Consider the following 19586-nt stretch of genomic DNA (forward strand, 5'->3'; position numbering starts at 1 on the left):
GGCCTTCGCCCATCACACGGTTAAAGACGTGCTTTTAGCTCAGCTACCAGATCGTCTATAGCAATATCGTGTTGTTCCTTTGAGACCATATCCTTAACTGCAACAACACCTTGTTCCAGTTCACGGTCTCCTACAACCAGCGTAAAGCGAGCCCCCGCACGGTCGGCACCTTTCATGGCACCTTTCAAACCACGGTCGCCATAGGACATATCTGCAGAGATGCCCTGTGCACGCAGCTTATCGACGATGCCAACCATACTCCGCTTAGCCGTTGCCCCCATCGGAACACCGAAAACAGCAACGCGGGATCCGTCAGTGACAGTTTTTTCTTCTACCTGAAGCGCCAGTAGGCAACGATCAACGCCTAAGGCATAACCGATTCCAGAAAGTTCCTGTCCTCCGAGCTGTGCCATCAAGCCGTCATAGCGACCTCCACCACCAATACCCGACTGTGCACCAAGGCCATCATGGACAAACTCGAACGTGGTTTTGGTGTAGTAGTCCAAGCCACGCACCATTCGAGGGTTGACTGTGTACGCCACCCCGAGGTCATCAAGAAGACCAGTCACTGTTTCAAAGTGCTCGCGGCATGCGGAAGAAAGATTATCCAGCATGAGCGGCGCATCGGCTGTCATTTCACGCACTTCAAGGCGCTTGTCATCGAGCACACGCAGCGGATTAATCTCAGCCCTGCGGCGAGTCTCCTCGTCGAGAGGCAACGCAAAGAGAAAGTCCTGAAGCTTTTGACGGTACGCCGGGCGGCAGGAATCGTCGCCAAGCGACGTGATCTCCAGCCTGTATCCCCGTAGACCGATGGCTTTAAGAGATCTGTCAGCGAGAGCGATTACTTCTGCGTCCAACGCTGGGTCATCAATGCCAATCGCCTCGACGCCTACTTGCTGCAGCTGCCTATACCGGCCAGCTTGTGGGCGCTCATAGCGGAAAAACGGACCATAGTAATTGAGCTTTACCGGAAGCTGACCGCGATCAAGGTTGTGTTCGATCACTGCCCGCATAACGCCGGCGGTACCCTCAGGACGCAACGTCACGGAGCGTTCTCCGCGATCAGCAAACGTGTACATCTCCTTGGAGACAACATCCGTCGACTCACCGACACCCCGAGCGAACAGTGCTGTCTCTTCAAACACAGGAAGCTCGATGTGCTCGTAACCAGCAAGATGGGCCTGATGTGCGAAGGTGTCTCGAACACCAAGGAATTCCGGCGATACCGGCGGAATATAGTCAGGCACGCCTTTCGGTGCCGAGATTGTCTGAAGCTTCTTTGTACTCACACCGAACTACTTTAGTCATGAGTAGCCAAGAACGCGCAGTGGGTTCACACAACCACGCACATGCTTGGACTCTCGTGTGTTTTTTAAAGCAAGGGGCGCAAGTACGGATTGTTCATTCGCTCAGCGCGCATTGTCGTCATCGGTCCGTGACCCGGCAAAATCTGAAGAGAATTATCAAGGCAAAGAACTTGATTTTTTAGGGTCTCTTGCGTTGCTTGAGGGTCGGAGTGCATAAGATCAGTCCGTCCAATAGATCCTTTGAAAAGAATGTCGCCAGAGAAACAGAACTCAGAGCCCACCAAAAGTACAGAACCGGGCGAATGCCCTGGCCCGTGTCGAACTTCGAACTCTTCTCCCCCAAGCTCGATGCGCTGCCCGTGTTCTAGGCTTTGTCTGTCATTGGGCAACGCCATGTCCTCGGCCGCAAAAAGCAACAGGGACTCCTTGGACATTCCTTTACCTTTATCCAGGAAAGCTGCATCCGCATCGTGGATATAAACTGGCACACCCCATTTGTTGGCCAATGCCGCCGCATCACGGATGTGATCGATATGCCCATGCGTGAGCACTACCTGAACAAGGGATACTTTCTGTTCAGCAAGAAAGGCCTCAATGTGAGACTGGGCATGCATCCCCGGGTCGATGACGCTAGCTTGGTCGCTATGAACCAAGACGTAACAGTTTGTTTGATAGGGGCCCGTAGCAAAGCCAAGAATCTCCATAACGCCCTATTTTAGGCCCCTAGCGTACTGAACGCGAAGAATTACTTTCCAGATTGCTCTACTGCAGTGCAGCTAGAGCAGAGTCGTAGTGCGGCTCTTCAGTGATCTCCGAAACCAACTCTCGGTGCTGAACAACACCCCGCTCATCAGTAACCACCACGGCCCGACCAAAGAGGCCCTTCAACGGCGAGTCCTCCAGAACAACTCCAAAGTCTTTACCAAAAGCAGAGCGGAAAGCTGATGCGGGGATCACGTTATCCAGGCCTTCCGCAGCACAGAATCGGTTAAGCGCAAAAGGCAGGTCCATAGAAACACACAGAACAACCGTGTTATCCATCCCGCTTGCGAGTTCATTAAAGCGACGGACCGATGCCGCACACACATCAGTATCTACTGACGGGAAGATGTTAAAAACAATGCGCTTTCCTGCAAAAGTAGCCTCGCTAAGGTCCGCAAGGTCGGCTCCGGTGAGTGTGAATCGTTTAATCGGTTCTCCCACATTCGGAAGATTTCCGCTGGTGGTTACGCTAGTTCCATGAAAATGTGTCGTTGCCATGCCAGCCACAATAGGTGCCAATGGCAAACTTCGCCATAGTTGAGGTCAGAAAACCTGAAATTTCCCATAACCCCGGCTTTCACACTGACCTAGATAACGGCATCAGTTTTTATCAAGTGTTGCCTCCCACTAGGCTCAGGTTAGAATAATCCGCGACTTCATCCGCGCAAAGATCAATAAAACGTAAGGAAACTACCTGTGAGCAACAATAAGCAGCGTCGCGAAGAATCGATGCGCGCGCTAGAAAAAGAAATTAAGTCGCGGGATCGCTCCGAGAAGACCAAACCGCTCGGAGTAGTAGCCACGGCTGCGGTAGCTGTCTTGGCTATCGTCGGTGGAATCTATTGGGCAAACTCTTCCGGATCCAACGATGAGCAGGTTTCCACAGAATCCTCCTCCGCTGCCACAACCACGCCTGAAAAGCCGGATTTCAAACCTTTATCGCTCACACGAGAAAAAGCCCTCCCAGACTCCGTCTCCTGCGAATACAAGGATGCGGGCAAGGCTTCCAAAGAAGTATCCAAGCCTAAAACCTCTGATGTGACCACCAAAGGCACGGTCACAGTTGATCTCAAAACCAACAAGGGCGACGTGGGGCTGGAGTTGGACCGCTCGGTTTCACCGTGCACGGTGAACGCCATTGAGCACCTAGCGTCCGAAGGTTACTACGACAACACCGTTTGCCACCGCCTTACCACCAACGGCATCTTTGTACTCCAGTGCGGTGACCCAAGCGGTGCCGGCTCCGGAGGACCAGGCTTCCAATTTGCCAATGAGTACCCAACGGATGAGATGAAAGGCGCGACCACCCCGGTTGTCTACGGACGTGGAACCATTGCCATGGCCAACGCTGGCAATGACACCAACGGCTCCCAGTTCTTCCTCAACTACAAGGACTCCCCACTCCCACCGAACTACACCTACTTTGGCAAGATCTCAGACAGCGGACTGAAGACTCTCGACGCCATCGCGGAAGCAGGTGTCAAGGGCGGCGCCACCGATGGAGCTCCTGCTGAAGAAGTCAAGATTGAAAAGGCAACCGTGAAGTCATAAGTTCACGACCATTGCCTGTTAGCGGAAGCCTCTGCACGAGCTCCCCAGGCGATAACCCTCAAAGCCTCATTGCGATCCTGGTATACAGCAGGGCGGCAATGGGGTTTTTATATTGTCCCATTTACGTTCTTGCCCTGTGTGGCTATGTCATCATGATTCAAGAACAAGCGCTTCAAAACTTAACAAAAGTTGATCAAACACTTGCAAGAATATATAATTATCCTGAAAATTATTCCACCACTCTCCCGAATCGGAAATGCAATCTTTGCAAGCTCCCCACCTTTCACAGGAAAGTAAGGCAATACTTATTTCCCCTGACAGCGTGTGAAAAAGAAAAGTTGCGCAAAGGTGTGCACTAGACTACCATCACCGTCAGTCTAGATTCCCTTAACCTAAAGGACCAATAGCTATGAAGCTCCTCTCCCGCAAGGCTCTCATCTCGGTTGCCACCGCCACTGCCATTGCAGCAGGTTCCCTTTCCACCCCGGCTTTCGCTGAGGACTCTACCTCTACTTCTGGAACTAACGAAGTTAAGGACAAAGGAAGCTCCGGCAGCTCTGACAGCAACATCAGCCCAAAAGACATCAAGGAATGGATCGGCGTTGTTTCCGCAATCATCGGTATCATCACCACCATCCTGACTTTCGCTGGTCGCCTGGACAAGTTCTTCAAGTAAATCTTGATTAACGCGGCCTTGACCGCTCTCCTCCCCGCAACGTTGACGGGGAGGATTTTTTATTTCTTCTTCACACAACACTCCGTGTATATGTCTCTAGCTCAGGCACGAGTGTCATAACAAAAGGACCGCCTTGTGCCAAGACAGTCCTCTCATACAGGCGTGGTTCTATCCGCCAGAAGTCACCCGGTAGACGTCGAAAACGCCCTCGGTGTTTCGCAGCTGTGTCATCAATGATCCCAGCTGTTTAGTATCCGATACAGAGAATGTAAAGCGTACGGTGGCCACGTGGTCATCAGAAGCATTAGAGTTCATGGCAATAACCTGGACTCGTTGCTCATTGATCACCCGTGTCAAGTCCATAAGCAGGCCGTCGCGATCCAGTGCCTCCAGCTGAAGCGTGGCGGCAAAGACCGAGCCGCCTTCAGATGCCCACGAGACGGAGATGAGGCGCTGAGGCTCGTTTTTCAGGCTATCCGCGTTGGTGCAATCCGTCCGGTGCACCGATACACCGCCACCGCGTGTGACAAACCCAAAGATGTCGTCACCTGGAACCGGCATACAGCATTTGGCCAGCTTTGCCATAACGTCCGGGCTGCCCTCGACCAAGATGCCGTTTTTGTCCGTGACCTGAGTTTTAGAGTTAACGAGCTCGCTAAACGGCGTGCGCGCCACCAGAGTGTCTTCAGCATCATCCGTGCTGCCAAATGTGGCCATGAGTCGGTTAACCACATGTGCTGCCGACACTGAGCCCGAGCCGATAGCCGTATAGAGAGCATCCACGTCCGGGTAATGCAGCTCCGTTGACACCTGTTTCATCGAATGCGCGGTAAACAGGCGATGCATAGGAAGCCCGCCCCGCTGCACTTCTGCGGCAAGGGCATCGCGACCAGCCTCAAGGTATTCCTCGCGACGTTCCTTGGCAAACCACTGCCGGATCTTTGCTTTAGCGCGCGGGGAGACAACAAAGTCTTGCCAGTCCCGGGAAGGGCCTGCGTTTTGGTCTTTAGAGGTAAAGACCTCGACTCGGTCGCCAGACTTGAGTGTGGTTTCAAGCGCTACGAGTTTGCCATTGATCTTGGCGCCAATGCATCGGTGACCCACCTCGGTGTGCACTGCGTAGGCAAAATCCACAGGAGTGGAGTCCACTGGCAAGTTGACCACATCGCCTTTGGGGGTAAAAGCGAAGATCTGCTTGCTCGTGAGGTCATAGCGTAAGCTGTCGAGGAATTCGTTAGGATCAGCCGCTTCCTTTTGCCAATCCAGTAGCTGCCGCATCCACGACATCTGGTCGATCTCAGCCTGCTCGCCGCTGTTTTTACCCTTGGTCTCTTTGTAGCGCCAGTGCGCAGCAATGCCGTATTCGGCATTAAAGTGCATCTCATGGGTGCGCACCTGCACCTCCAGCGGTTTGCCCTCGTCCCCCATCACCGTGGTGTGGAGGGACTGGTACACGCCAAATTTGGGGGAAGAAATATAGTCTTTAAATCGCCCCGGCATCGCAGCGTAGAGCGCATGGACAACGCCAATCGCTGCGTAACAGTTATTGATGCTGTCTACGAGTATGCGGATACCGACGAGGTCAAAGATATCCTCAAAGTCTTTACCTCGAACAATCATCTTCTGGTAGATAGACCAGTAGTGCTTTGGCCGCCCCATGACCTCAGCTTCAATATGGTTTTCTCTCAAAGATTGTTGCAGCTGAGACGTGATTTCCTTGAGATAGCGGTCTCGCGAGGGCGCGCGGTCCGCAACCAAACGCACGACTTCCTCGTACTTTTTGGGATAGAGGATGGCAAAGGAGAGGTCTTCAAGCTCCCACTTCACGCTGGCCATTCCCAGCCTGTGTGCCAGGGGCGCAATTACTTCAAGAGTCTGACGCGCTTTCTTCGCTTGCTTCTCCGGGGGGAGGAATCGCATGGTGCGCATGTTATGAAGACGATCGGCGACTTTAATCACCAGCACGCGGGGATCCTGGCTCATAGCCACGATCATTTTTCGGATTGTCTCTGCTTCCGCAGCCGCACCTAGGGCGACTTTGTCCAGCTTTGTCACGCCGTCGACAAGCCGTGCTACTTCTTCTCCGAAGTCGCGCGTGAGGTCTGCTAAGGAATACTCTGTGTCTTCTACGGTGTCATGGAGCAGCGCCGCTACCAGCGTTGTGGTGTCCATGCCGATTTCCGCGGCGATCGTCGCAACAGCGAGCGGATGGGTGATATAGGGATCACCCGATTTTCGGAACACTCCCTCGTGAAGATGCTCCGCAGTGGTATAAGCCCGATCTAAAAGCACAGGGTCGGCCTTTGGATGAAACTCCCGGTGAATGGCCAATAATGGTTCCAACACCGGATTAACGCGGACTCGGTTACCCGTTAGGCTTCGCGCCAAACGCGCCGACATGCTCCGCATCGAGCTCTGCTGCTTCTGCGGTCGTTTTTCTTGCGCCATCACCGCACCCATGTGCCCTTTCCGTATACGCAGGGCCGATAAGGCAGCCCCTTGTATCCATCCGCTAACCGGAGCTTAATTTATGGTCTCCGGTTCATTCACTACTACAAGAGGTGCATCGCTGAGACGCTCTCGCCCTTTGAGGTTTTTTACTTCTAGGACAACTGCATAACCTGCAACTGTTCCACCACAATTCTCAATCAGCGACTTCGCTGCTACGAGTGTACCGCCTGTGGCCAAAACATCATCAATGAGGACTACCTTTTTACCGTGAAGATCGATCCCCTCACCTGGCAACTCTAAGGCAGCCGTACCATATTCAAGTTCATATTCTTGAGTATGCACAGGAGGCGGAAGCTTGCCTTTCTTCCTAATGGCAAGGATTCCTTTACCCGTGTTATAAGCCACCGCCGAGCCGAGAAGAAAACCACGTGCATCCAACCCACCGATGAGGTCCGCCCCCATTGTTTTCGCCGCAGCCGACAACTCATCTACCACAAGCCGAAATGCCTCGGGGTCCGCCAGTACGGGGGTCAGGTCCTCAAAAAGAATGCCAGGGGCGGGAAAATCTGGAACAAACCTCGTTTTCGAGGCAAGCGCATCTCGTGCGTTCATATAAGTGTGGTGGCTCATGCTTTGTCCTTGGAGCAACGTGTTCAAATGATGGGGGCAGGAATTGTGTATTCCGGCCATGATGTCAGCGGGAAACGCGGCAAGAAAATGCTTGTCGACGCCCCCTCAAGCGCCACCTGCAGCATCATCTTCAGCGAGTCATAAAAAGCGAACTAAACTATCGAGCCCCCACTACGTTCCAACGATCCATATTCCAACCAATCCCAGATAAGTCTGTATTAGTAACCACGTTACCCACTGCCTTATCCACTACAAACACTCGGGGCTGGGAAGCCAAAGGAATAGTGGGTACTTCTTCCCAAGAACGTCGCTCCGCTGCCCGCGTCGCTTGGACGTTATTGCTCAAGCTAGCCACGTCCGCATACTCCGATGCTGGATCTACTGCCATCAAGATGGCGTCGATAGTGCCTTCCTCGGTAAGGCCGACACCCGAATCTGTGACGTGAGTATGGCTCAGATCAGCTAAAGAAGCAGCCTCTTTAGCAGCATCCTCAATCGTGATTCCAGCGGCAGCACACGACTTACGGATTTCCTCGACCATAGCTTTCTTCCGAGTATCTGGGCCGTCGTATCCCACCCTGATCGTCTTGCCCTCTAGCCGCTTAGCTGCATCGATATTCACGTGGGTGTGCGGCTCGATAATGTCCCTTAGCTGTGCGTTAACGGCATCAGTTGCGCGCACGGTTCTTGCATAAACCGGCTGGACATCCACCCCCGACGCAGTACTGGAGGCTTTGGCTACGCTCGCTTGATCCACGCATGCAGCCAAAGCCCGGCGTGCTTCCACATCCGAGAATATTCCGGCGTCACCCAAAATCAACGAATCCGTGAGCAAGCCAGTCTCTGCTTCCACTGTGTAGGGGTTGTGCGAATCATTGCGGTCGAGCCAACTAATCAAATCCGTATTAGTCACATCTGCAATTTGCAGGCTGCCTTTAGTGCGCAGCTCGTTAAGGTCAACACCACGCGGCCACACAACCAGGCGGTCTAGCGCAGCTTTTTCCCCGTTGTACAAATCATTACGGACAAAAACCACTTCGCCTTTGTCCCCCACCGACTCTATTTTGAATGGGCCCGAGGCAACCTGGAGTTCTGGATCAAAATGATTCAAATTAAACCCGTTGTTCCAGATCTCTGCGATCTTAGACAAAGCTACATAATCTCTGGATTTGAGAAGCCTATTGAGCTCGTCAAGGCTTATGCCCGCTTTAGCCGCTACAGCATGTGCAGGCATGAGCACACCGGCTCCAAAAAGCTGGCGCCACCGAGCACCAAAGTTTTCTTTATACACCACCGTTGCTTGCTTTGACCCGGCTGCGCATTCGACGTGATCAACCTGCTGGGCTAGAGGCATGTGAGACTCAAACAAAGACCCCATGCTGCCTGCCGTAAAGGCCAGGAGGAAAGCATCACATGTTACGGGCTTCCCATCCGAATAGACGGCACTATCAGCAATCTTATAAATAACCCGTTGGCTAGGACCTGGAAGAACCTGAGTCTCCACCAGAGTTCTATTGGGAATCAATTGGCCTTTAGGACCTGACACATACGCCGACGGGTAGAGCCTTCCGGCCATCAGCTGGGCATTGGTAGAAACTCCAACATTGGTGCCGGCGTTTGTAGTCACCAGGTAATCGTCTACCGCATACCCAAAGTGCTTGCTATTACCAGCCGCACCATCCCCCGCGTTGTCACTGCCGCACTCCGTCAAAAGAACTGAGGACACGACTACTGCCGCAAGCGCTTTCAAAGCAAAACCTATGTTCCAACCATGTTTTACCGACAATGGCCGACGCATATGGCTACGTCCGTGGTCTTTCGGTGCTCTCAATTAGACGGGCCCTTCATTTAGCTAAAGAGTGAGAAGCTTACGCTTCCATATCAAAAAGTATAGAACGCAACCCCCTGACCACATCAATCCTTATTATATTCTTCCCCTACACCCGGTGCTGGTGAGTGGTTTCCAGACAACTGCCCCCTTGTCCTGCTGCAGAGGACAAGGGGGCAGTTATTGAGTGTTGTGCACTAACGACGCTGTGGACGCCAGCTCGCACCCGTAGACGTGGGGGAACTTACGGTGCGCTTGTGAGCGTCGGAAAGCTCAGTACTATGCGCATCATCAGCACTCTCCGCGGAATCTTGAGCACCGTTCTGAGGGTTTCGATGTTCAGCAACCTTTGCATTGTGAGCCTTCGTCTCCTTCGAGCGGTTTTTCAGGCTCACAAGGATGGGAGTTGCAAGGAAGACAGAGGAGAAAGTTCCTTCAATAACACCAATGAGCTGCACAAGTGCCAAGTCCTTGAGCGTTCCCACACCCAACAGCCACACCGCAATCACGATCAGAGCAAGAATCGGGAGCGCCGAGATAACCGTGGTGGAAATGGAACGCATCACAGTTTGGTTGACTGCTAGGTTTGCGTGTTCTGCGTACGTACGAGATCGGTTCCCTAAATAACCGGCTGTGTTTTCGCGAACCTTATCAAAGACGATGACGGTGTCATACAACGAGAATGCGAGGATCGTAAGCAGACCAATGATCGTTGCGGGAGAAACCTCAAAGCCCAGGAGGGCATAAATACCCGCAATGGCGACAAAGTCCACAAGAAGTGCCGCAATAGCCGCCACGGCCATTTCGCGTTCCAGACGTACCGCAATGTAAATAAACACGGCGACCAAAAAGACGAACATGGAGATCAACATTCGCTTAGTGATCGTGGAGCCCCACGATTCTGACACCGTGGAATCGCCGATAGCGTCTGGAGTTTGTTTCCCGGATGTATCAGCAGGCTTATAGGCCTCAAAAAGTGCCTGGCGGGCGCTACCGATCTGTTCCTCCGACAGCCGCTTGGAATTAATCTCCAGGATTCGGGTATCACCAGAACCTACGATCTGAACCAATTTTGGTTCAACGCCCGTGGCTTCCTCAAAGGTCTTGGACACTGAGGTAGTTTCCAAGTTCCCTGCCGGCATGTTGATTTTTGTGCCACCAACAAAGTCAATCCCCAGGCTGAACCCGCGAAGAGCGATGCTGACAAGGCACACGAGCAAGATCGCCGCAGTTGCCCAGTACCAGGTCCGACGCTTGCCTACAAAGTCGAGGCCACCGTCGCCCGTATACAGCTTATTTAGAACTCCTTTGGAACTCACTTGTTGTCTCCCTCATGCTTATCAGCTTCTTTGGAATCGGCGGATACCCCGACGAGCCCATGTTCGGAGTCAGCCACCGTGGATTGATGCAGCTTCCGTTCCTGTTCACGCTGTTGAGCGATTTTAAAGATCTTGCCCATTCCATTCGCGCTTGGTTTAGAGGTCCAAGGCTTCCGTGAAGCCATAATCACCAACGGCGCAGTGACCAAGAAGGTCACCACAATGTCAAAGAGCGTGGTAAGACCCAGTGTAAACGCGAAGCCCTTAACGTCGCCTACAGCGAGGATGTAAATGATGACCGCACCAATAAGCGTGACAGCGTTGCCCGTGATGATCGTCTGCTTAGCTCGCTCCCAACCACGCGGAACGGCTGAACGGAAAGTGCGCCCATCCCGCACCTCATCCTTGATGCGTTCATAAAGAACCACAAAGGAGTCAGCTGTAGTACCAATACCGATAATCAAACCTGCGATGCCCGCTAGATCCAATGAATAGCCTATCCAGCGGCCAAGCAAGACCAAGGAGCCATACACCAGAGTGAAAGAGGTGAACAGGGAGAAGATCGAGATGATTCCGAAGAATCGGTAGAAGTAGAAGGAGAATGCCGCTACCAATGCCAGGCCCACGAGTCCTGCGATCAAGCCGGCCTTCAACGACGCAGTTCCCAACGATGCAGGAACGGTGGTGGTGGTTCCACCAGACTCACCGTTTTCGCCTGCGAAGCTCAGTGGGAGTGCTCCGTATTTCAGGTTGTTAGCCAAATCTTGAGCTTCCTGCTGGCTAAAGTCGCCGGTGATCGACGTTGCCGAGCCAACTGGTGTCGGAGACTGGATCACAGGAGCAGAAATAATCTGTGAGTCGAGGGTGATAGCAACCTGCTTCCGCAGATACTTCTGAGTCAGATCAGCCCAAGTGGTACTACCTTGATCGCCGTTTTCTGACTTGAAGGAGAAACCAATCTCCATCTGGCCGGTTTGACTATTAAGACCACCGGTGATCGGACGGTTAGTATCAATCTCATTGCCGGTAAGCCGCTTCGCGTCCTTGGCCTCCGGATTCTCCCCAATCAGAGTAGGAGCTGGGTCGAGTACATAAACGCGGCCGCTACTGGGGTCACACGTGACAAGTGGCAGAGCTGCGTCGTCAGTTCCCTGGAGCGGGTCTGGCTGATCAGTGCACTTGAGCAAAGAGCTCGCAGCCAGCTGCGTTGTGGCATCAGTAGACTGGCGATCCTTCTTCAGCGCATCAATGACTTTTTTACGGAAAGCCTCGGCCTCGATGGAGTTAGCTGGAGTTTCCGGAACAGCAGCGGTGACTTTGGGAGCCTTTGCGTCCTTTTCCTCTTTGCCTTGAGCTTTAGCTAAAGCTTTGGAGGTGTTTTCAAGCGCAGTGTTTGCTTCATCGGCGTTGAGAACCCCGATAGAGACCCAACGGTTTGCCATAGCCTCCAAAGACTCTAGCAACTTTGCAGTATCTGGCTGCGCTGGAGTTGCGACAGGACGGAACAACAATTGAGACGTTTGTCCAAGTGCGCGCGCCTGGGAAGTGTCTTCACCGGGAACAGTAATAACAAGGGTGTTGCCATCGGTGACAACACTTGCGCCGGAGACTCCCATGCCGTTCACACGGTTTTCGAGGATCATCCGCGCCTGCCGCAACTGTTCATCGGTCGGGTTTGCGCCTTGCGGTACCAAAGTAACGCGGGTACCGCCCTGCAGGTCAATACCAAGCTTTGGTGTGGTCTTATGGTCACCTGTGGCAAAGATCAATGCATAGATCACGGCGATAATCAGGACAAAAAGAGCAAGCGCCTGCTTGGGCCACGCTCTGGATCCTTTAGCCGCCTTCTGTGATTGCGAAGGCAATTGAAGTTCTCCTCTTAACAATTCTGCCCTCCCCTTATTTATGTAGAGGAGAGAGCGACGATGATTCAGCAGACGTGCACGGTGGCTCGTCGTCAGCAAAATCAAATCTATGTGTGATAGCGGCCGGGACTCACGCTAAAACCGCAGCCACAACCGTTCCGTTCCACGCCTGAGAAAACGCTAACAGAAATATCCTCGGCTAATGGTACGGCATAACTCCGGTAGGTTGTCACGCACCCCACCCGGTTAAGGTGACCCTAATAATTAAAAATCTTTTACGTTCGCATGCTTGGGATGCTGGGCACGTCACAGCCCCCCTAGGTCGCTGAGCAACCCGCGCTAGTTCTGTGGTTCTAGCGGATTGTCATCCTCATGACTTTCCAACTTAGCCTCCGCAGCAGCTTTATTGGTTTCTGCGGTCAGGTTCTTCACCACAGCAAACTTCTCATATGTGCTGACAACTCCAGGGCTTGTCTCAAGTTCAACAGTTTCTGCGTCGATGCCTCGGATCGTGGCGTGCAATCCAGCGGTGGTGACAACAACGTCTCCGATCATCACGTTATTTTGTAGCTCCTTGAGCTCTTGTATACGTCGTTTCTGCTTCTGCTGAAACAGAAACGACGGAAGAAGGAGAACCAAGAGGAGGACAATAAGCAGGATGAAATTAGTAGACATAGGACCTCAGTCTGCCAGAAAGGGCGGCACTAGCGGTAGCCGCCTCCTAGCTGCGCTCGTCGCTAAAGTGCGCGAGGCCTTCCGGAGGCACTAATCCTAAGTGGCGCCACGCTGCAGCAGTAGCAACGCGTCCACGACCCGTCCTGGTCACCATCCCTGCACGTACCAGATACGGCTCACAGACCTCTTCCACAGTTGAGGGTTCTTCACCCACGGCAATAGCAAGCGTACTAACACCCACTGGGCCTCCCCCGTGGCCTTTAATAAGCGCTTCCAAAACGGCGCGATCGAGACGGTCAAGGCCTTTTTCGTCCACATCAAACACCACTAAAGCTGCGCGCGCGGCCTCTACGTCGATATGTCCATCAGAATGGACTTCCGCAAAATCCCGCACCCGACGCAAAAGTCGGTTAGCAATACGAGGTGTTCCCCTAGAGCGTGAAGCTATTTCGACCGCAGCATCATCGTCGATAGTGACACCCAAAATCTTAGCGGCGCGCAGCACTACCTTAGTCAGATCAGAGTTTTCATAGAACTCCATCTGAGCGGTGAAACCGAATCGGTCTCGCAATGGGCCGGTGAGCATTCCAGAGCGAGTCGTAGCACCCACGAGGGTAAACGGCGCAAGTTCGAGCGGAATCGACGTCGCTCCTGGACCCTTGCCCACGATCACGTCAATCCGGAAATCTTCCATCGCCATGTACAACATTTCTTCTGCAGGGCGCGCCATCCGATGAATCTCATCAATAAAAAGCACATCGCCTTCCATCAGGTTAGACAGCATCGCTGCCAGGTCACCGGCGCGTTCCAACGCTGGGCCCGAGGTCATTCGCAGACTCGTTCCTAGTTCATAGGAGATGATCATTGCCATCGTTGTTTTTCCCAAACCGGGCGGGCCGGACAGCAACACGTGGTCTGGGGTCACCCCTCGATTTTTTGCGCCTGTCAGCACAAGATTAAGTTGGTCCCGAACTTTGGGCTGGCCAATAAACTCATCAATGCTTCTTGGCCGCAGTGTTGTTTCTGTGTCGTTTTCCCCCGCCTGCTGCCGAGCGTCCACTGGGGCGTCTTGAGGCCTGCCGGTCTGAGCAGCCCCACCCCCAGACGGAACAATGGTGAATTCAGTCTTTTCTACATTTGCCATGAGTTATAGCCGTCCCTCGTCCTATTTCTTTGTGCCCAGCGCGCTCAGGGCTAGGCGCAGCACCTGGGACGTAGTCGCATTCGGAGACTCTGCCAACACGGAAACGACCACAGGTTCTGCGACTTTTTCTGTAAAACCGAGGCCGAGAAGAGCTTCGAGTACTTGCGCAGAAACATCGCTCGTGGCTAAAGAAGTACCTCCCGGCGCGGGAGCAGCAGTACCTCCAGCGGTAATAAACGCTGAAACCTTGTCTTTGAGGTCAACGATAATGCGCTCTGCAACTCGCTTTCCCACTCCTGGTATGCGTTGAAGAGTCTTTGCATCCTGATTGGCAATCGCGTGTGCTAAATCTGTGGCTGACAACACCGATTGTGCTGCCAGAGCTAGTTTTGGCCCCAGACCAGAGACCGTTTGCAGCAGCGTAAACATCTGACGAGACTCGTCATTGGCAAACCCGTAAAGGGTTTGGGAGTCTTCTCGAACCACCATGGTGGTCAAAACAAAGAATTCTTCCCCTCTGCTCATGTGCGCCAAGGTGCTAGGACTAGCGAGTACCTCATAGCCGACCCCGTTGCACTCAATAACTGCGCTACCAAGACCGATGGAGGCTACAGTCCCGCGGAGGGAAACGATCATGGTTAATACCTTTCATTGAAAATCTTCTTTTCCACGCACGTGGGAATATTGCGGGAACATTGTTTGACTCATCAAAAGACGGTCCGCAGCGAGTTAGCTTTCTTCTACCAATCGTATCGCCAAAATTATCAGTCTATGGATTGCACGGAACCGACTCCGGTTCTATGAGTTATCCGATGCAGCGGTTTTAGCTAGCAACGCCAATCGCTTTTTCTGTTCCGCACTTTGTTTTTCAGTCCTACGTTGTATTTCCAACATCGGCGCACGCCAGCAGTGACAGACTGCAAGGGCCAACGCATCTGCAGCATCAGCAGGTTTGGGAGGTTCATTCAACCCCAAAATCCGCGTAATCATTGCGGTCATTTGTTTCTTATCTGCTCGCCCATTTCCTGAGATAGCTTTTTTAGCTTCACTGGGTGTGTACATGTGCACGTCGATTCCGCGCTGAGCTGCCGCCAACACCAACACACCAACACCATGTGCGGTGTGCATGACAGTGGAAATGTTGCCTCTCTCAAAAATCCGCTCAATAGCCACTACGTCAGGCTGATATTCATCCATCCATTCGTTCACAGCATCGCTGAGCTCAAGCAGGCGCGCAGTGAGGTCAGCTTGAGGCGGTGTTCGCACAACGCCCACAGCAATGGGCATAACTTGCCGACCCCGCCCAGCTTGCACCACGGATAGGCCGCACCGAGTCAGACCAGGATCTATTCCCATCACGCGTAAACCCTCGGTGCTCATTCCCATGTTCCCCTATCAGTGCGCTTAGGGACTCACTCCTAAGGCCATTGTTGCCAAATATTCGTATGCATCACCGCAGCTGCGTTACCACAGCGGAAAGACGATGCCTTCCCGAATGGCGGTCCGTGGTTACCCAAAAAACAACAGTCCGCTTAAAGCGCGATTGCTTTTCGGCGCTTCCCATTTTCTCGGCAAGCCAAGGATTCCATACGCTCTTCAAATTTAGCACATAATTGCGAAACCTTTCGCCATGTAATTTCTAGAGTCAAAGCGAGTCTGCCCCTAGCCACCAATCATTTTCCTCAGTCTCCTTAAGCTCCCCGACAACTCCATGACGCAAAAACAATAGAAAAGCCCACCGCGCAATACTCATTGCACTGGCTGCGGTGGGCTAATAACTGGCAAGTTATCTACTAAACATCAAGCTCTGCGAGAACTTCATCGCTGAGATCCATGTTGGTAAACACATTTTGAACATCGTCAGAATCTTCAAGCGCATCGATCAAGCGGAAAATCTTCCGAGCATCGTTTGCATCAAGCGGAACCAGGACGTCTGCACGGAAATCAGAGTCTGCATCCTCTACCTCAATAGCGTTTTCCGTGAGTGCATCTCGGATAGCAGGAGTATCGCCCGGCGCGGATAGCACCTCAAACTTATCGCCAATCTCGTTGACTTCCTCCGCTCCGGCATCCAGCACGGCCATGAGCACGTCATCCTCGGTAAGTTCACCCTTGTTTACTATGACTACGCCGCGACGTTTAAACATGTAGGACACTGCACCGGATTCCGCCATGTTTCCGCCGTTTTTAGTCATAGCGGTACGAACTTCAGAAGCTGCCCGATTGCGATTATCGGTAAGGCACTCGATAAGTACTGCGACTCCGTTGGGACCATAGCCCTCATACATGATGTTCTGCCAGTCAGCGCCACCGGCTTCTTCACCGGATCCGCGCTTACGGGCACGCTCGATATTGTCGTTAGGAACGGAGGCCTTCTTGGCCTTCTTAATCATGTCATCCAAGGTTGGATTCGCAGAGGGGTCTCCGCCACCGGTACGTGCAGCAACCTCGATGTTTTTGATCAGCTTGGCAAATTCTTTACCACGCTTAGCATCGTTAGCAGCTTTCTTGTGCTTGGTGGTAGCCCATTTGGAGTGGCCTGACATTGACTCCCTTTCATAGTGGTGCGCCGTACAATCCCCACTTCTTACAAGGTGAGCACTGATATTTTGGTTCCGATGTCATTACTAGCGTTGTCTAAACAGGGGCGCATTTTTATCAAACGCAACCCCATAACAGCAATGTCATAAAAACTGAACGTACGACGTCGTCATGTAACGCAACGGCGCCATTATACGGCAGAATCCGCAATTTTTTAGTGTTCGGCCTAGGTTTTGGGCCTCGTTTTCCTCTACACAGCCTTTCCCTACTGTTTTCGTTATCCTCTCTACGCCTCGGAAGTATTGAAGGGAAGCGGCTCTTCGGTAGCCGAGATGGTTCTGGTTAATCCTTCTTGAGTGGTCATGGCAACAAGATCACCAGAGCTATTAAAAATCCGTCCTTGGGTCAGTGCTCGACCTGCATGTGCCGATGGAGAAACCTGATCATAGAGAAGCCATTCATCCGCTCTAAAGGGACGAAGAAACCACATCGCATGATCCAGTGATGCTAATTTGACGCGTTCGTTTGGATGTGGAACGAGCGAAGAATGCAATAGCGTCATGTCAGACATATATGCAAGGGTGCAGATATGAAAGGTTTCGTCGTCGGGTAGCACTTCTTTTGATTTAAACCAGATCACCTGCTGGCTTGCGGTATAGGGGTTGTGATCAAAGTCAGTGTCGGACACTTTTCGGATGTCCCAGTCTCCCCATTCGTTCAGAAGAGCCCGAGAGCTCGCGGGGAGGGCATCTCTGTCTACGTGAACGTCTTCTGGATGAGGAACCCGGCGCATGAGGTCAGAGTGCTCCGGGCCTACGTCGTCTCGCCGATGAAAGCTCGACTGCATGCTGAATATAGGGCGTCCATCTTGGATTGCAGTCACGTGACGGGCAATAAAACTCCTGCCGTCTTTTACCCGATCAACCTGAAAAATCGTGGGCTGAGAAGAATCACCAGCACTAACAAAGTAAGCGTGAAGGGAATGCACAATAAAGTCTTCAGTGGGCACCGTCCGGGTGGCGGCAACCAGTGCTTGTGCGGCCACCTGACCGCCAAAGGTTCGTGTAAGGGAAGATGCCACCGCCGGACCACGGAAAATATCTCTATCAATATTTTCAAGATTTAATACTTCATATATCTTGCTCATAGAAAATTCCTCGCCGTTATCTGCGCTTTCTTCATTTTCTCACTATCCTCGTCAAATTTACCCGCACTTCCAGGCCTTTTCAGGGAGCTGATCTATATGCCTGAACTGGGTACCCCTGACTGATCTTTTACTCCTCCGCACTGTGTCCGATCACCTAATACTATTGGGGGTGCGGTATGTTTTCTTACGTATGCTGTCCGTTATTCGTAGGGTGCACGTAGTGAAAAAACTGATACCAAGCACCGCCTTGGTGAGCCTTGTGTTGTGGGTGTTGTGGGTAGCTTCGCGAGTAACGCTGGTGCGGCTCGTTTTGCAAGAGACCAGCCCTGTAGGGGACGTAAAATACTATTTTGTCGGCGTGTTCCGCCTCGTACCCGGCGCGTTAAAAGAGTATCCCGAGGTAGGCACATGGCCTATTAACCTGCTCGGTTGGATTACCGGCGGCAACCTAGAGCATTTCATCATTGGCTTTGTAGTCATGTGTTTGCTTGTCGACGCCCTCTTCTACGCCTTCCTGGTCAGCTCGCGATGGCGGGGTCGCATCATAGCGGCCCTGTACTGGTGCCTCTTTGGCCTAGCGACTATGCAGGTGTTCGTGCTCAGACTGGATATCGTCCCTGGCGTACTTGTAGGCCTGGCCGCGTTATCACTGTTCTCGCATCCGTATGTGGCCTCCTGGGTGCTGGCTTTTGCCACAAGTATGAAGCTGTGGCCGGGGGTCCTTGCTGCTGGACTGGTAGGAAAATTCTCCTCGGGCAAAAGTTGGTTACGTCTCTTGTCCTTTGCGATTGCCCTCGTAGCCTTCGGCTCCATCGTTTATATCCAAGATGGATGGGAGCGCCTTCTTTCACCGCTGACGTATCAGAGCGATCGAGGATTGCAGATTGAGTCTTTGCCAGCCACCCTCTTTATGTATCGGGCAATAACCTCGCCTGAACAGTATGAGGTCTTCTACGCGACGTCGAAAAGCTTTGAAATTGTAGGCCCTGGGGTGGACACCGCGGCGTCGATAAGCACCTGGCTCATGGGAGCTACCGTTATTTTTGCTTTATTATGGGCGCTCAAGCATTTTCTTTTGGGCACGTGGCGGGCATATCCCACGTTATGTTGGTCGATTGCCGTCGTCTTGCTGTTGATTGTGACCAATAAGGTGTTGTCACCCCAGTACATCATCTGGGTAGGTCCGCTCGTCGCTATTGTATTATTGGTTAAACCTAAGTCTGTCTTTGCGGCTATCGAGGCTCTGCTCATGATAGCGCTGGCCTATTTCAGTTGGCAGGTGTATCCGCAGAATTACCCCAGCATTATGCAGGTCCCCTTTGACCACACCAACGGCGTTAATGCGCTGGTGATTCGCAATGTCTTGTACCTCGTGGCCACTGTCATCGCTCTCGTGTGGGCGATATGGGCTTCCGCTGTGGATCGTGACCCCACTCCACTCCAGACAAAGACTGCCGAAGTCCTGCCACCATTGCCAGAGCACGCAGAAGAAAGTCCCGTCGCAGAAATCGCACCACTTCCGGCAACAGAAAAACTTCCTACCCGGGAGCACCTCCCCGAAGACACGCAATCGCATGCTGTACAGCAAGCGACGGATTGGGCCGCGCAGGCACCGCGCATCGTATCCAATCAGTCATCGTATCCCGGCCGGTCCGTTCGCTTCCCCTCTACAACACAACAGACATAG

The 19586-nt window shown here is 52.7% G+C and carries 18 protein-coding genes; 4 read left to right on the forward strand and 14 right to left on the reverse strand.

Annotated features, from left to right (window positions below):
- Positions 1-20: 20 nt before the first annotated feature.
- From hisS to tpx, 3 genes are all read right to left on the reverse strand, one after another.
- Positions 21-1292: a histidine--tRNA ligase gene (hisS, locus tag CBE74_RS19160; RefSeq protein ID WP_087454068.1), complete on the reverse strand. Its 1272-nt coding sequence runs from the start codon at positions 1290-1292 to the stop codon at positions 21-23.
- Positions 1293-1375: 83 nt separating this feature from the next.
- Positions 1376-2014: an MBL fold metallo-hydrolase gene (locus tag CBE74_RS19165; RefSeq protein ID WP_087454069.1), complete on the reverse strand. Its 639-nt coding sequence runs from the start codon at positions 2012-2014 to the stop codon at positions 1376-1378.
- Between the two features lie 58 nt (positions 2015-2072).
- The gene (gene tpx / locus CBE74_RS19170; protein WP_087454896.1) at positions 2073-2570 is read right to left on the reverse strand and encodes a thiol peroxidase; all 498 of its coding nucleotides are present in this window, start codon (positions 2568-2570) and stop codon (positions 2073-2075) included.
- A gap of 198 nt (positions 2571-2768) precedes the next feature.
- Between tpx and CBE74_RS19175 the strand changes: the two genes are divergently transcribed.
- Positions 2769-3623, forward strand: a complete 855-nt coding sequence (locus CBE74_RS19175; protein ID WP_087454070.1) for a peptidylprolyl isomerase — start codon at positions 2769-2771, stop codon at positions 3621-3623.
- Between the two features lie 409 nt (positions 3624-4032).
- Positions 4033-4299 carry a hypothetical protein gene (locus CBE74_RS19180; protein ID WP_087454071.1) on the forward strand — a complete coding sequence of 89 codons (267 nt, stop codon included), beginning with the start codon at positions 4033-4035 and terminating at the stop codon, positions 4297-4299.
- A 168-nt stretch (positions 4300-4467) separates the two neighbouring features.
- Here the strand turns inward: CBE74_RS19180 and CBE74_RS19185 are convergent, their stop codons facing one another.
- Positions 4468-6747 carry a RelA/SpoT family protein gene (locus CBE74_RS19185; RefSeq protein WP_087454897.1) on the reverse strand — a complete coding sequence of 760 codons (2280 nt, stop codon included), beginning with the start codon at positions 6745-6747 and terminating at the stop codon, positions 4468-4470.
- Positions 6748-6822: 75 nt separating this feature from the next.
- Complete coding sequence (locus CBE74_RS19190; RefSeq protein WP_087454072.1) at positions 6823-7380, reverse strand: adenine phosphoribosyltransferase; 558 nt, start codon at positions 7378-7380, stop codon at positions 6823-6825.
- Positions 7381-7389: 9 nt separating this feature from the next.
- On the opposite strand from CBE74_RS19190, the gene CBE74_RS19195 reads away from it, so the two are divergent.
- Positions 7390-7524: a hypothetical protein gene (locus CBE74_RS19195; protein WP_259493860.1), complete on the forward strand. Its 135-nt coding sequence runs from the start codon at positions 7390-7392 to the stop codon at positions 7522-7524.
- 13 nt (positions 7525-7537) lie between these two features.
- Here the strand turns inward: CBE74_RS19195 and CBE74_RS19200 are convergent, their stop codons facing one another.
- The 9 genes from CBE74_RS19200 to CBE74_RS19240 form a co-directional block, all read right to left on the reverse strand.
- Positions 7538-9178 carry an ABC transporter substrate-binding protein gene (locus CBE74_RS19200; RefSeq protein WP_087454073.1) on the reverse strand — a complete coding sequence of 547 codons (1641 nt, stop codon included), beginning with the start codon at positions 9176-9178 and terminating at the stop codon, positions 7538-7540.
- A 227-nt stretch (positions 9179-9405) separates the two neighbouring features.
- Entirely contained in the window at positions 9406-10527 is a 1122-nt protein-coding gene (gene secF / locus CBE74_RS19205) for a protein translocase subunit SecF (protein WP_087454074.1), read from the reverse strand.
- On the reverse strand, positions 10524-12392 hold the full coding sequence (gene secD / locus CBE74_RS19210; protein WP_087454075.1) for a protein translocase subunit SecD: 1869 nt from the start codon (positions 12390-12392) through the stop codon (positions 10524-10526). The genes secF and secD overlap by 4 nt, the downstream gene beginning before the upstream one ends.
- A 339-nt stretch (positions 12393-12731) precedes the next feature.
- Positions 12732-13067, reverse strand: a complete 336-nt coding sequence (yajC, locus tag CBE74_RS19215) for a preprotein translocase subunit YajC (RefSeq protein ID WP_087454076.1) — start codon at positions 13065-13067, stop codon at positions 12732-12734.
- A gap of 46 nt (positions 13068-13113) precedes the next feature.
- Entirely contained in the window at positions 13114-14211 is a 1098-nt protein-coding gene (gene ruvB / locus CBE74_RS19220) for a Holliday junction branch migration DNA helicase RuvB (RefSeq protein ID WP_087454077.1), read from the reverse strand.
- 21 nt (positions 14212-14232) lie between these two features.
- Positions 14233-14847, reverse strand: a complete 615-nt coding sequence (ruvA, locus tag CBE74_RS19225) for a Holliday junction branch migration protein RuvA (protein WP_087454078.1) — start codon at positions 14845-14847, stop codon at positions 14233-14235.
- 162 nt (positions 14848-15009) lie between these two features.
- Entirely contained in the window at positions 15010-15591 is a 582-nt protein-coding gene (gene ruvC / locus CBE74_RS19230; RefSeq protein WP_087454898.1) for a crossover junction endodeoxyribonuclease RuvC, read from the reverse strand.
- 413 nt (positions 15592-16004) lie between these two features.
- Positions 16005-16757, reverse strand: a complete 753-nt coding sequence (locus CBE74_RS19235; RefSeq protein WP_087454079.1) for a YebC/PmpR family DNA-binding transcriptional regulator — start codon at positions 16755-16757, stop codon at positions 16005-16007.
- 281 nt (positions 16758-17038) lie between these two features.
- Positions 17039-17899, reverse strand: coding sequence for an acyl-CoA thioesterase (locus CBE74_RS19240; RefSeq protein ID WP_087454080.1), 861 nt, complete (start codon positions 17897-17899; stop codon positions 17039-17041).
- Between the two features lie 220 nt (positions 17900-18119).
- Between CBE74_RS19240 and CBE74_RS19245 the strand changes: the two genes are divergently transcribed.
- A complete protein-coding gene (locus tag CBE74_RS19245) occupies positions 18120-19586 on the forward strand; it encodes a hypothetical protein (protein ID WP_087454081.1) in 1467 nt (488 codons plus the stop codon).

It is taken from the genome of Corynebacterium silvaticum, from assembly GCF_002162115.2.
Lineage (GTDB): Bacteria > Actinomycetota > Actinomycetes > Mycobacteriales > Mycobacteriaceae > Corynebacterium > Corynebacterium silvaticum.